The following is a 12,934-nucleotide window of genomic DNA, read 5'->3' on the forward strand; positions in this document are numbered from 1 at the left end:
CGCAGCACTGTGGGGTTGCTATGCCAGCGCTTACACCGTCCCGAAACGCACCTCCACCGACAGGCTGCCCCTGTTATCGCTCAGGCCAGCCCCGTAGCGCCCGGCCAGGTCGTCGTTGATGCACAATTGCAGCTCTCCCTGCTGGCCACGCGGCAATTGCGCCTGGTTGCCCACCAGGAACGGCGCGCCGCTGGGGCCGATACGCCCGATCAACGCGCCTTCCGGTTGACCGGGCAAGGTATAGCCGGGTTTGGCGGTCAGGCCTGGGTGGCCCGCCGCGCCGACCATGCCGGTGCCCGGGTTGGCCGTCCACTGCCCACCGGTGCACACCGCCATTTGCCAGCTATGCCCGTTGACCTGCACGCCGGTGCCCTGCCAGGCCTGGTTGGCCTGCACCTGCACGGTACGCTTGAGCAGATCGCTGGCGACCACGTCGGCGGCCTGGAAGGTCAGCGCAGTGATGGTCAGGGTCGGGTTGGCGGTGCCGGTGGAGGGGAACACGCCGTCGCCGACCAGGAACAGGTTGGGGTGGTCCCAACTGCGCTGGTCCTTGTCCACCACCGAATATCTGCGGTCCGAGCCCATGCGGTAGGTGCCCATCAGGTGGCCAGCACCGTAAAACGCGTAGTTCTGGTGGTCGTATTCGAACACCGTTTGTGCGCCGGCCTTTGGGTCGAGCTTGGGGTTCAGGTTGGTCAGTTCGGTGGCGCCCATCAGCTTGGTGATGATATGCGTGGCGGCCAGGCGCGCCTGCTTGAAACCCTCCTTGGTGTAGTCGGACAGTTCGTAGGCGATCTGCGGCCTGGTCAGGCCCAAGCCGTCGGTGAACCCCTTGGCTCTCTCTACCCGGCACAGCGCTTTGTCGGGGTCTTTCTCGACCTGCTCGATCAAGAAGGCCAGACGGAACTGGCGGGTCAGCACGCTGTTGAGCTGGCGCACCAGCTCCACGCCGGACAACGTCTTTTTATCAGGGTTGGCGCCACCTTTGTTGGTGCCGTCGATGAAATCGCAGACCGTGGCGTACGGATCATTCGCCGACCAATTCCAGCCCTCGTTGCCGATCTCGATACGCCAGGCGGCACGCTGGCTGCGGAACGGGCCATCGCGCATGTCTTCGATCCCCGAGGTGGACAACGGCCCACGGAACGGGAACAGCGGCTTGCCTTCGGGCATCAGGCCCCAGGCCAGGTACACCGGGTGGTCGGCCAACGACTTGCCGACCTGGCCGCTGCTGTTGGCCACGCCGTTGGGTCTGTCCGGGCTGGTCGAGTTGAGCAGAAGCTTCGGCGTTTCGATCGCATGGGCGGCGATCACGTAGCGCTTGCCCTGAGCCGTGCCGTTCTGTTGCGTGCCGTTGTTCTGGTACTGGATGAAATCGATCCCCGTGACCCCATGGGCATCGACCTGCACCTTGCTCGCCACGCACTGGTAGAGGATCCGCACGTTGCCGGTATCCAGTGCCTTGGCCATGGTCACGGTAGCGTCGTACTTGGCCTGGATCGGGCAGATCGGCGTGCAGCTGGTGTTGCCGGCGCATACCCGGCGACCGTTGTCGTTCTGCGAGTTGCGCCCGGCTGGAGTTTGCCGCACTTTTAGGGTGATGCCCTGGTACTGGGTGCCATCGACGGCTTTGCCCACGCCCTGGTCGACCAACGACGGCGGGATGCCGTGCATGCTGTATTGATAGCCCTGCGGGAAGGTCACGCCCAGGTAGCTCTGCGACGCCACATCGGCGGAAACGCCCATCTCTTCCTCGGCGCGGCAGTAGGCGGTTTGCAGGTCGTCGTAGCTGATCGGCCAGTCGACCCCGACCTTGTACACGCTCTGCATACGAAAGTCGTTGGGCAACAGGCGCAGGGCCGTGCCCATCCAGTGCCACATGGTACCGCCGCCTACCCGCTCGTAGGTGCTGGCGAACAGTTGCGGCCCGTTCTGTACCAGGTAGCTCTTCTGCACCTTGTCCTTGTCGTCGCTGCCGGCGGTGATCAAGTCCTGGATAGTCGCTCGCGGGGCGAACTGTTTGGCCGGGGTCTGCTCGGACTGCTCCGGAGGGTAGGGCGACTCGGGCGCCTTGAGCACGGCCGTGTAGAAGCGCTCCAGGTACTCGCTGCGGTTAGGCGGTATCGCCGGGCCCGATTCGAGCACCAGCACTTTCAAGCCGGCCAGGCCCAACTGATAGGCCATGACGCTGCCGGCCATGCCGGCGCCCACGACGATTACATCGGCGGTTTCGATGTTCTGGGTGTTTAGAGTGCTCATGGCTGCTGCCCTGCCTTGGCGTCGACACCGGTGAATTGCTTGAGGGTCGGTGGCTGCTCGTTCCAGTAGCCGAAGTGGTACTGGCTGTAGCCCATAGGGTGAGATTGGGCGATCTTCCACGCCCAGCTTTCCTTGTAGGCCTGGTCAGAGACCACGCGAACGTCACCCTTGTGGGCGTTGCCCTGGTCATAAGGCTGGTACCAGCTGCCAAGCAGCCACAGCTTCATGATCGAGCGGGCACCCTGGGCGATCTGCGCGTCCGAACTGCCGAGTACGGCGCTGGCGATTTGCGCAGGCGTTTGGTCCTTGACGCTGGCGTACAGCGTCAGCAGGTTGCTGAACGCTGCGGTACCCATGCCTTGCTGGGCAGTGGCCAAGAACAGCGGCGGCAGGTTGATCGGGTCCACCGAAGGCGCCAGCAGTTTGGCTGACAGGCCAGTGAGCACAGCGGACAGGTCGATGAAGTTCTTCAGGTTCGGGTCGCTCATGGCATCACTCCTTGGCACCGGTGGATTGGGCACGTTCAAGCAGGAAGGTGAAATCGGCGAAACTGGTGCGCGGGGACTGGGTCACCCGGGTGGTCGCGTTGTTGTGGCACTCCATGCAACTGGATGAAGCTTGCGGCGTAGTGCCCTGGTTGTAGGTTTCCAGCGTGGCGTTGGCCAGGAAGTTCGGCGCAGGCGTGCCCAGCGGGTTGGTCGGCGACGGTACTTTGCAGTCATCGGCGGGGGCGGTTGGCCACTGGGTGCTGATCAACTGGTAGTTGGCCCAGACCGTGCCCTGGAGCGCGCCTTGCCACTGCGCGTTGAGCTGGTGGGTCGCGGCGGTGAGCGGGATTTCCCGTACGATCTGCGATGGTGCGGCCTTCTTCGACGGGTCCCACGGCCGCGCTGGCGGCTCATTCACCGGGCGGTTGCTGGCCTGGGCGTCGTAGAACAGGTAGGGGCCCTTGCGCTCGTTCATCGGTGTGGTCTCTTCCGGCACGTTGCGCACGTGCTCGAAGCTCGACCATACCCACTGCGGCGCTTCTTTGGTCTTGTGCACGATGTGCAGGCCGACCAGCCCGACCTTCTGCGCGCTGCACGACTCGGGGATCACCGCGCCTGTGTTCGGGTCGGTGTTGCCGGGGGTGTAGACCAGGGCGTCGACGGCGTGGAATTCCTGTGGATTGTCGTTGCCGCCAAGTACCTTCCAGGCCGACTTGACCATGATCGCGCCGACCTGCTTGTCATTTTGCGAGCCGCAGGAGAAGGCGATGCGGTTGTCGGCCTTGCTCAGGAACGCTTGCTGACCTTCCTTGCTGTAGAGACCCTTGCTGACGATGTCGTCGAACATCGGCTGGTTGACCATGATCGCGTTGCGCGTGTAGGTGCCGTTCTGGTCCACCAGCGGGCCGGTCTTGAACGGCTGGATGAATTCGTCGAGCACACCGGCGACCTTGCCCATCTGTTGCAGCACGGGCAGGTTCCCCTTGCCTTGGCAGGCGGCGGGTGGCGGCGTGTGCTGGTCCCAGGCGAGCGGCTTCTGGCCTTGGGGTAGGAAAATCGCGTAGCTCTCTTTCCACGACTCCCAAACCGTCTGCCCCGGCGCGCCGATTTTCGCCGAGGTGTTGGCGCTGCCGTCGGCGTTGGCGGGCCAGTTCAGGGCGACGAAAGTCTGCCACGACAGCACGTCGAAATCGTGTTGCAGGCTGTCCAGGGTGATGGGGGAGTTGGTCGTGACGTCGAAGGGAATCGCAGGTGACAGCACGGGTGGTGTGGCCGCATCGGCCATGGCGAGCGCGCTGGTGAAGCTTGCACCCAGGCACGCCAACCGTTTCAGGGTTATTTTCATTATCGTCTCCTCAGCAGGTAACGCGTCGGGACGATGAGGCGTACTGGCCCTTCATGGACCGAATATTCAGCGTTATCCCTGACGCTAGGCTGAAGGCTAGCCGTTGCGTCAGGCCCCTCAGGAATATCCGACTAAAGGTAGGGATAAGCAGGATCGTCGCACGGCGGCAGATGCACGCGCAGGCGATGGAGCAAGGTGCGGCAGGGGAATCGGATTTTGCCTTCAGGCGCTGCGTTATCGTTTGGGGTTTTCGCGAGCAAGCTCGCTCCTACAGAAGTGACATGTTGGGGTGGTATTGTTGCGGCCGACGATGGAGGACTGAACATGACATTGACTGTCGACACCTTGCTCGAATTGGCCATGGCTAACCCGATCAATGCGCAAATCACCGCGCGCCTGCCGGATCTGGGTGTGCAGCAGTGCATGCTCACGGCGGGCTGCCTGTTCCAGGCGGTGTGGAACCATCAGGCGAATCTGCCGGCTGCTCAGGGCGTGAAGGACTACGACGTTTTTTACTTTGATGAGGATGTGTCCTACGAGGCGGAGGACGCGGTGATTCGCCGAGCACAGGCGCTATTTGAGGACCTGGGCGTGAATGTAGAGGTCAAGAATCAGGCGCGGGTGCACCTTTGGTATGGGCAGCGGTTTGGCCGGCCTTATCCGCAGTTGTATTCGGCTCGGCAGGGGGTTGACCGTTACCTGGTGGCGGGTACGTGCATTGCGTTGGATATTGCCTCGGGCGAGGTGTATGCGCCTTATGGCTTGGAGGATGTGGAGCAGGGTGTCTTGCGCATCAACCCTTTGCATCCGGAGCCGGAGCTGTTTTTGCACAAGGCCAGGAGTTATCAGGCGCGTTGGCCGTGGCTCAAGATTGTCGAGCCTGGCTGAGCCCCAATGCCGGTCAGTTAAGACGCTGCGCTGTCCTGTGGCGAGGGAGCTGATTGTCTGCGCTATCTTAGGCCAGTAACCCGCCCAGTACACCGCAACCTATTACTACCAGCCATGGCGGCAGCTTCCACACCATCAACGCGACCAGTGCGAGTAGCGCCAACGCCACGTCATACACATTGAAAATCGCGCTGGTCCACACCGGCTGGTACAGCGCCGCCAACAACAGGCCAACCACCGCCGCGTTCACCCCGGCCAGCGCCGCCTGGGTGCGCGGGCTGCTGCGCAGGTTGGCCCAGAAGGGCAAGGCGCCGAACATCAGCAGGAACGACGGTGCGAAGATCGCCAGCAGGGCGATCACGCCGCCAAGCCAGCCGCTCGGGGCATGGGTCATGGAGGCGCCGAGGAAGGCGGCGAAGGTGAACAGCGGGCCGGGCACGGCCTGGGTGGCGCCGTAGCCGGCGAGGAATACATCGTTACTGACCCAGTGGCTGGGCACCACTTCGGCTTGCAGTAGCGGCAACACTACGTGGCCGCCGCCGAATACCAGCGCGCCGCTGCGGTAGAAGGCGTCCACCAGCGCCAGCGTGGGGTTGAGCGCCCACGCGGCGAGGAGTGGCAAGGCCAGCAGCAACAACAAAAACAGCATCAACCACAGCGCTCCGGTGCGGCGGCTGATGGCGATGGGCAGCGCGTCGGGCTCGGCACTGCTCTCGGGTTTGAACAGCAACAGGCCGGCCACGCCTGCGACCACCATGACTCCGACTTGAGCCCAGGCGGAGGGTTGCAGCAGCACCACGCACGCGGCGCTCAACATCAACGCCCCCCGTAAAACGCCTCGGCACAGGTTGCGTGCCATGCCCCATACGGCCTGGGCCACCACCGCTACGGCGACGACCTTGAGGCCGTGCAGCGCGCCATGGGGGAGGGCGCCGTCGTAGTGGGCCAGCCCCAGGGCAAACAGGATCAGGGCGATGGCCGACGGCAAGGTGAACCCCGCCCAGGCTGCCGCCGCGCCCCGGTAACCTGCGCGGGACAGGCCCAGCGCGATACCGACCTGGCTGCTGGCCGGGCCGGGGAGGAATTGGCACAGGGCGACCAGTTCGGCATAGCTGCGCTCGCTGAGCCAGCGGCGGCGGCTGACGAACTCTTGGCGAAAATAGCCCAGGTGCGCAATCGGCCCGCCGAAGGAGGTGAGGCCCAGGCGCAGGAAGATCAGGAACACTGACCAGGGGCTGCTGCGGTGATCGGCAAGCTTGGGCAAGGGGGCGTCTCGGGCAACGATGCTGGATGTTGGCGACCATAACCAATTTTCATGACGCGCAGAAGAGCGGGTATTTTGCTGCTCCCATTGAATTTATCCGCGGTTGCTTGAGTCACTCAAAGCAGTGCATTGTTTTTCCATCCACAGGACCTCAAGGACCGACCATGACCTTTTTCATCTTCCTGCTCGCCTGCGCCGCCGCCGCCAGTACCGGTGTGATCTTCAAACCCGGTGCCTGGTACGAATCCCTGGTCAAGCCCAGCTTTACCCCGCCCAATTGGCTGTTCCCGGTGGCATGGACGATCATCTACCTGCTGTTGGCCTGGGCCGGTTACCGCTTGACCCTGATCCCCGGCAGCGAAATGGTGTTGGCCTTGTGGGCGGCGCAGATTGCATTGAACACGCTGTGGACGCCGGTGTTCTTCGGTGCTCATCGGTTGTTCGCCGGGATGGTGATTATCGTGCTCTTGTGGCTCACCGTGGCAGCGATGGTGGTGCTGGCCGTGCGCCTGGATTTGATTACCGGGCTGATCCTGTTCCCGTATCTGGCGTGGCTATGCGTGGCTGCGGCGTTGAACTTCTCGATCCTGCGTAATAATCGCTGATGGCTTACCAGCATTGGCCCGCCAGCGAGCCCGAACTGGCCCAGATGCGCCGCTTCAATCAGAAACTGGCGTGGATGCCGCGCTTTAAAGTCCGCAACCGCGTGACGCCGCGCATGATCCAGGCACTGCTACGCGCCAGCCAGACGTTCAAGAAGGCGCCCGTGGTTGAGCTGAAAAGGCTGGGCACGGTGCCCGTGCGCATCTTGCGCCCCAGTGGCAAGCCCAAAGGCGTGGTGCTGGATATCCACGGCGGTGGCTGGGTGATCGGCAATGCGCAAATGGATGACGACCTTAACCTCGGCATGGTCAACGCGTGCGACGTGGCGGTGGTGTCGGTGGATTATCGGCTGGCGGTGGATACGCCGATCGAAGGGTTGCTGGACGACTGCCTGACGGCTGCGCGCTGGCTCCTGGCGGACTGCCCGGAGTTTGCCGGCCTGCCGGTGTTTTTCGTCGGTGAATCGGCCGGCGGGCACCTGGCGGCGGCCACCTTGTTGGCGCTCAAGCAATGGCCCGAGTTGCTCCAGCGGGTAAGCGGCGCGGTGTTGTATTACGGCGTCTACGATTTGACCGGCACGCCCAGTGTGCGCATGGCCGGGCCGGGCACCTTGTTGCTGGATGGTCCGGGCATGGTCCAGGCGCTGCGCCTGCTGACGCCGGGGATCAGCGACGAGGCGCGCCGGCAGCCACCGTTGTCGCCCTTGTATGGGGACTTTGAGGGGCTGCCGCCAGCGCTGATGTTCGTGGGCGAATTGGACCCGCTCAAGGATGACACCCTGCTTATCGCCGAGCGATGGGCGGCGGTTGAGGCCCATCTACTGCCGGAAGCGGCCCATGGGTTTATTCATTTTCCGGTGGCGATGGCCGATCGCGTGTTGGCTTACGCTCGCCAGTGGATAACGGCTCGGATCCTTGGCGATGAGCGTTAGTATCGAGGCGGTGCAGGCCGCTGACATTCCCCAGGTGCTGAGTTTCGCTTTGCAGGCGCGGGATGAACTGTTTCCAACGCTCAGTGCCACCGGAGTACCCCAGGATCTGGCGCAGTTTGAAGCCATCTACCTTGAGGGCGGCGGGCGGTTTTTGATTGCCCGTGCCGAAGGTCGAATCGTTGCCGCAGTGGCTTATCGGCCCTACGACGGCCGCTTCCCACAGTTGAACTACCAGGGGCGCAAGACGGTGGAAGTGGTGCGCCTGTATGTGCTCCCGGCAGTGCGCCGCCTGGGCCTGGCGGGCCGGTTGTACCGCTCGCTGGAGGCGCTGGCGCGGGCGGATGGCGTGGAGGTGATGTACTTGCACACCCATCCGTTTCTGCCCGGCGCGATTGATTTCTGGCGGCGGCAGGGGTTCGAAGTGGTGGATGTCGAGGCCGACCCGATATGGCAGACAACCCATATGCACCGACTTCTGTAGAACCAATGTGGGAGGGGGCTTGCCCCCGATGGCAGTGGGCCAGTCACCGATGTATTTGCTGACACTCCCTCATCGGGGCATAGGTATCTACACAACTTTGGTGCGACGCTGGACCTGTGGCGAGGGAGCTTGCTCCCGTGACGACCGGATAGCCGGCGCTGTTCTAACTGACGCAGCGCGATCCAAATGTGGGAGCTGGCTTGCCTGCGAAGACGGCCTGACAGCCGACCGGGATGTTGGATTTGACCGCGTACATATCCGTTATTTAGGTAACGGCCACTTAGGGTTCCGCCCTGACGGCGGCTCACTTTTGAAAAGCGCAAAAGTAAGCAAAACGCTCTTGCCCCACCACTCGGCACCTCGCTTAGGCTCGGTGTGCCCGTAATCCGACAGGGATTTGGGGGGCCGCCGCCACGCGCCATCCATGGCGCGGGGCGGCTAAACCGGCATCCCTGCCGGTTTACCCCCCAAATCCCTGTCGAATTCCGGCCAGCGTGGTTTAACGGGGCGCCTAAGATCAAAAGCAGATCAAGAGCGACTCGCTTCGCATCGTGGTTACCGTCCGCTGTTACAACCCACGGTTTCAGTTGGAGCGCAGGCGCAGGATCTGCGCACCGTCGAACGGGTCCGTCAGGTAATGCCCCTGCACCCCGAATGTCTCCTGCAAGCGCTGTGGCGTCAGCACCTCCAGCGGTGCGCCCAGCGCCACCAGTTCTCCGCGATCCAGTACGGCCAGGCGATCACAGGTCAGCGCCTGATTCAGATCATGCAGGGCAATCAAGGTCGTCACCGGCAAGCCTTGCACGCCTTTGAGGATCGCCAGTTGATGCTGGATATCAAGGTGATTGGTCGGCTCGTCCAGCAACAAAATCTGCGGCCGTTGCGCCAGGGCGCGGGCGATGTGTACGCGCTGGCGTTCGCCGCCAGAGAGGCTGCGCCAGGCGCGTTGGCTCAGGTGGGTAGCATCTACGTCGTGCAGGGCCTGGTGCACGATGGCATCGTCTTCACGCGACCACGGGCTCAACGCAGACAGCCACGGCGTGCGGCCCAGGGCCACGGCGTCGAACACGCGGATGGCGTCGTCGGTGTCGGCCTGTTGCTCCACCACCGCCAGCTGTTGCGCGATGGTGCGGCGCGACAACTCACCGAGCGGCTTGCCACCCAGGCGAACATCGCCGCTGGCCGGCACACGTAATCCAGCCAGCAATTTGAGCAGGGTGGATTTGCCTGAACCATTGGGCCCGACGATCCCGAGGGTTTCACCCAACTGCACGTCCAGGTCAATGTCGCGCAGCAACTGCGCCTCACGCACTTTGAAGCCCAGGCCGCTGCAACTGAGCACGCTCATCGCGCATTCCTCCGGCCAATCAGGATCAGCGCAAACACCGGCGCGCCCACCAATGCGGTCACCACACCTACCGGAATCACCTGGCCCTTGATCAGGGTGCGCGACAGCACGTCCGCAGCGATCAAAAACAGCGCGCCACCCAAGGCGCTGGCCGGCAACAAGCGCGAATGCCCGGTGCCAAGCAACAGGCGCACCGCATGGGGAATCACCAAGCCGACAAACCCGATGGAGCCGACGATGGACACCATCACCGCCGTCACCAGCGCAGCGCAGGCCACCAGCACAAATTGCACGCGGCGTACGGGGATGCCGAGGGAGGCCGCCGAGTCGCTGCCGAAGGTAAACGCATCCAGTGCGCGCCGGTGCCACAGGCACACCGCGAGCCCCACGACCGCCACCGGCACCGCCAACCACACCGACGGCCAGCGCACGCCGCTGAGGTTGCCCAGCAGCCAGAACATAATGCCGCGGGCCTGTTCGGAGCTGGCCGACTTGGTGATCAGGAACGCGGTCAAAGCATTGAACAACTGCGAGCCGGCGATGCCTGCGAGGATGATCTGCCCGGTACCGCTGGACGAACCGCTGGCCCGCGCCAGCAGCGTCACCAGCGCAAACGCCGCCATCGCCCCCACAAACGCGCCGGCCGATAACGACACCAGGCCACCGCCCACGCCAATCAAGGCAACGAGTACCGCGCCGGTTGACGCGCCGGCGCTGATGCCCAGCAGGTACGGATCGGCCAGCGGGTTACGCAGCAGCGATTGCAGGATCACGCCGCACGTTGCCAACCCTGCGCCGCAGGCTGCGGCCACCAGGGCCCGGGTGAGCCGATAGTTCCACACCACGCCTTCGTCGATGGGGTCCAGCACGAAGCCCGCGCCCCAGAGTTTATTGGCGAGCACCTGCAGCACCACCTGCGGTTCGATGGCGGTTTCACCGATGGCGACGCCAGCGAGCAGGGCGAGCAGCAGCAACGCCAGGGCGAGTAGGCTGCGCATCATTGGCCCAGGTCGTAGCCGTCGATGGCGGCGGCCAGTTGTTCAAGGCCTTCGAAGGTGCGCAGGCTCGCCTGCAACGCCAGGGCGTCGAGGATGATGATACGGTTGTTCTTGACCGCGTCCATGTTGCGGGTCACGGGGTCGCTGCGCAGGAAGGCGAGTTTCTTTTCATGGTCGTCGGCCGGGTAGCGGCGGCGGTCCATGCGAGCGATCACCAGGAAGGTGGGGTTGGCCTTGGCGATGGTTTCCCAGCCCACGGCGGGCCACTCTTCATCGGACTGCACGACGTTACGCAGGCCTAGGGTTTGCAGCATGAATTGCGGCACGCCCTTATGGCCGGCTACGTAAGGGTCGCTGGCCATTTCGGCGCTGGAGAACCACACCAGTGCGCTGGCCTGCTTCAAGCCTTTGCCCTGCGCCGTAGCGACGGATTTGGCCAGGCGCGCCTTGAGTTCGTCGGCCAGTTGTTGGCCGCGATCCTGTACGTCGAATATCTGTGCCAGTTGCTGGAGGCTCTGGTAGATCGTCTCGATGCGAAAGGGCTCCAACCGGGTGCCATCGGCGCCCACCAGGTTGTCCTTGCCTTCGCAGTCGGACGGCAACAGGTAGGTGGGGATCTTCAGTTCATGAAACTGCTCACGGGTGCCGACCACGCCTTGGGGGCCCACCACCCATTCCAGCTCGGCGGCCACCAGTTGCGGGCGCTTGGCGAGTACGGCTTCGAAGCTTGGCTCGTTGTTGGCCAGGCGCTCGATGCGGTCGTCCTGGGCCTTGTACTGCGCCGCCACGTTGTTGAACCACAGCGAAGTGCCGACCACCTTGTCGCCCACGCCCAGGGCGTAGAGCATCTCGGTGGCAGCCTGGCCGATGGTCACGCTGCGGGCGGGGGCGTGCTGGAAGGTCAGGGTGCTGCCGCAGTTTTGCACGGTCAACGGGTACTGAGTGGGCGCGGCTTGCGCCAGGGCACACATACCCAAGCCTGCGATCAGGGCGGTAACGCGTGGCAGCATGAGGCGATCTCCTTGTGAACCGTAGGTGCAGCAGGGGAGGTACGGCTCGGAAATACGCCCATGGACGCTGCTGATGGGCAGGGCCAGGATGTCCTTCCCGGACACCCCGCCGGTTAGTGAATTAGCTGGGCCGGCAGGTCTCCTGACTGATGCGTCGTCGCCTTGCTCCCGCCTTCCCGGACGCGGTCCAGTGGCAGTGGGGAGCAGGCTCGGCATCTACAGTTGCGGGGGCAGTTTCGGTTCACGTCGCGTGCGGCGTTTCGAATTCCCTGTTAGTCCCATACGGGAACCGGCGGCGATATGGTAAGCGATCACACCCTGTAGGCGCGAATCAGAGTCGAATATCTTGCGGCCCGCGGATCAGCGCTTCGATCCGGGTGCCTGTGGCGCGCTCTTCGTTGCTGAACCCGTCGTAGTCGGCCAGGTTGGCGAAGCGGATGCCGGTCAGTTGTTCGATCGCAATCACACTGCGCTGGTAGGTGCGAAGCGGGCCGAATACCAGGTCGAGTTGGCCCAGCTCGCGGCTTTGGTCAATCATGTAGGCGCTGGCGGACGGTTTGCCATCGTCGCTGAGGTAGGCCACTACTTTCCAGAACGCCCTGGGGATTTTTACGCCACGGTAAAGTCGGTCGTCATCGGCGAACACTGGCCCGGTAAATACCGTGGCGCGGGCTTTCCAGCGCTGGGTGTTGTCGAGAATGTAGTCTTCGAGTTCCAGCCAGGTCTTCTGGTTGAAGCCGCTCATCTGGGGCGAGCAGTTGGTGAAGTGAAAGGTGTCGAAGTTGGCGGTGTTCGCCTCGTCGCCCCAGTTGGGGTCCTGGCGCCGTACCAGGTGGCCGCGGTCCAGGCCATTGCCGGCATAGAGGTCTTCACCTGCTTGGGCGTCCAGAGGCAGGCGGCCATCGTAGGCCCAGGCGTCGTTGCTGCGCGTGATGTCCACATGCTTGGCGCCGTCGATATTGACCCCCACGTAGAGCGCCAATCGCCGGGAGCGCGACATGGTGATGGAGAAATGCGTGTAGTCCAGACGCTTGGGTTGCACGTCGCTTGCCAGCGGCTCGCCAACCGTGGGCCATGGCACCACGAAGTCGCTGAGGAAATCGTCGGCATAGCCCGCGCGGTTTTTGAAGTCCTTGGCCGCTGTGACACGCGGCGTCGCGGTTCTGGCTTCCAGCAGGCTGGGGCTGGCTGCGACCAATGGGCGCAGGTCGGCGAGCCTTGGGCGGTGGGAAAGGTCGATTTTGGCTGTGCGGGCGGGCATGGGCATGTTCCTTATGGGCCTCGGATAAACACCACTGAAACACAAACTCATGACAATT

General features: G+C 63.6%; 12 protein-coding genes and 1 riboswitch. Of the genes, 4 read left to right on the forward strand and 8 right to left on the reverse strand.

Annotated features, from left to right (window positions below):
- Nucleotides 1–30: 30 nt before the first annotated feature.
- From QMK52_RS16500 to QMK52_RS16510, 3 genes are read right to left on the reverse strand one after another with little or no spacing between them, the layout of a single operon-like run.
- Entirely contained in the window at nt 31–2,259 is a 2,229-nt protein-coding gene (locus QMK52_RS16500; protein ID WP_320403089.1) for a GMC family oxidoreductase, read from the reverse strand.
- A complete protein-coding gene (locus QMK52_RS16505) occupies nt 2,256–2,747 on the reverse strand; it encodes a hypothetical protein (protein ID WP_005789806.1) in 492 nt (163 codons plus the stop codon). Before QMK52_RS16505 ends, QMK52_RS16500 begins: the two co-directional genes overlap by 4 nt.
- A gap of 4 nt (nt 2,748–2,751) precedes the next feature.
- A complete protein-coding gene (locus QMK52_RS16510) occupies nt 2,752–4,092 on the reverse strand; it encodes a hypothetical protein (protein WP_005789805.1) in 1,341 nt (446 codons plus the stop codon).
- Nucleotides 4,093–4,416: 324 nt separating this feature from the next.
- Here QMK52_RS16510 and QMK52_RS16515 point away from each other — a divergent pair, with 324 nt between their 5' ends.
- Nucleotides 4,417–4,980 (forward strand): nucleotidyltransferase family protein, encoded by a 564-nt coding sequence (locus QMK52_RS16515; protein ID WP_005789804.1) that lies wholly within the window; start codon nt 4,417–4,419, stop codon nt 4,978–4,980.
- A 67-nt stretch (nt 4,981–5,047) separates the two neighbouring features.
- Here QMK52_RS16515 and chrA read toward each other — a convergent pair whose 3' ends face one another.
- A complete protein-coding gene (gene chrA, locus QMK52_RS16520; RefSeq protein WP_320403090.1) occupies nt 5,048–6,244 on the reverse strand; it encodes a chromate efflux transporter in 1,197 nt (398 codons plus the stop codon).
- 164 nt (nt 6,245–6,408) lie between these two features.
- On the opposite strand from chrA, the gene tspO reads away from it, so the two are divergent.
- From tspO to QMK52_RS16535, 3 genes are read left to right on the forward strand one after another with little or no spacing between them, the layout of a single operon-like run.
- Entirely contained in the window at nt 6,409–6,849 is a 441-nt protein-coding gene (gene tspO / locus QMK52_RS16525; protein ID WP_003192600.1) for a tryptophan-rich sensory protein TspO, read from the forward strand.
- Nucleotides 6,849–7,778, forward strand: coding sequence for an alpha/beta hydrolase (locus tag QMK52_RS16530; protein ID WP_194438780.1), 930 nt, complete (start codon nt 6,849–6,851; stop codon nt 7,776–7,778). Before tspO ends, QMK52_RS16530 begins: the two co-directional genes overlap by 1 nt.
- Nucleotides 7,768–8,259 carry a GNAT family N-acetyltransferase gene (locus QMK52_RS16535; protein ID WP_005789801.1) on the forward strand — a complete coding sequence of 164 codons (492 nt, stop codon included), beginning with the start codon at nt 7,768–7,770 and terminating at the stop codon, nt 8,257–8,259. Before QMK52_RS16530 ends, QMK52_RS16535 begins: the two co-directional genes overlap by 11 nt.
- A gap of 583 nt (nt 8,260–8,842) precedes the next feature.
- Here QMK52_RS16535 and QMK52_RS16540 read toward each other — a convergent pair.
- From QMK52_RS16540 to QMK52_RS16555, 4 genes are all read right to left on the reverse strand, one after another.
- Nucleotides 8,843–9,607 carry an ABC transporter ATP-binding protein gene (locus tag QMK52_RS16540; protein WP_005789799.1) on the reverse strand — a complete coding sequence of 255 codons (765 nt, stop codon included), beginning with the start codon at nt 9,605–9,607 and terminating at the stop codon, nt 8,843–8,845.
- Nucleotides 9,604–10,608 (reverse strand): FecCD family ABC transporter permease, encoded by a 1,005-nt coding sequence (locus QMK52_RS16545; RefSeq protein WP_005789798.1) that lies wholly within the window; start codon nt 10,606–10,608, stop codon nt 9,604–9,606. The genes QMK52_RS16540 and QMK52_RS16545 overlap by 4 nt, the downstream gene beginning before the upstream one ends.
- Nucleotides 10,605–11,615 carry an ABC transporter substrate-binding protein gene (locus tag QMK52_RS16550; protein ID WP_005789796.1) on the reverse strand — a complete coding sequence of 337 codons (1,011 nt, stop codon included), beginning with the start codon at nt 11,613–11,615 and terminating at the stop codon, nt 10,605–10,607. The genes QMK52_RS16545 and QMK52_RS16550 overlap by 4 nt, the downstream gene beginning before the upstream one ends.
- 114 nt (nt 11,616–11,729) lie before the next feature.
- A riboswitch (cobalamin riboswitch) is annotated at nt 11,730–11,924 on the reverse strand.
- Between the two features lie 22 nt (nt 11,925–11,946).
- On the reverse strand, nt 11,947–12,876 hold the full coding sequence (locus QMK52_RS16555) for a DNA/RNA non-specific endonuclease (protein ID WP_032803649.1): 930 nt from the start codon (nt 12,874–12,876) through the stop codon (nt 11,947–11,949).
- Between the last annotated feature and the right edge of the window lie 58 nt (nt 12,877–12,934).

Origin of the sequence: Pseudomonas sp. P9_2, from assembly GCF_034008255.1 — a bacterium.
Classification (GTDB): Bacteria; Pseudomonadota; Gammaproteobacteria; order Pseudomonadales; family Pseudomonadaceae; genus Aquipseudomonas; species Aquipseudomonas synxantha_A.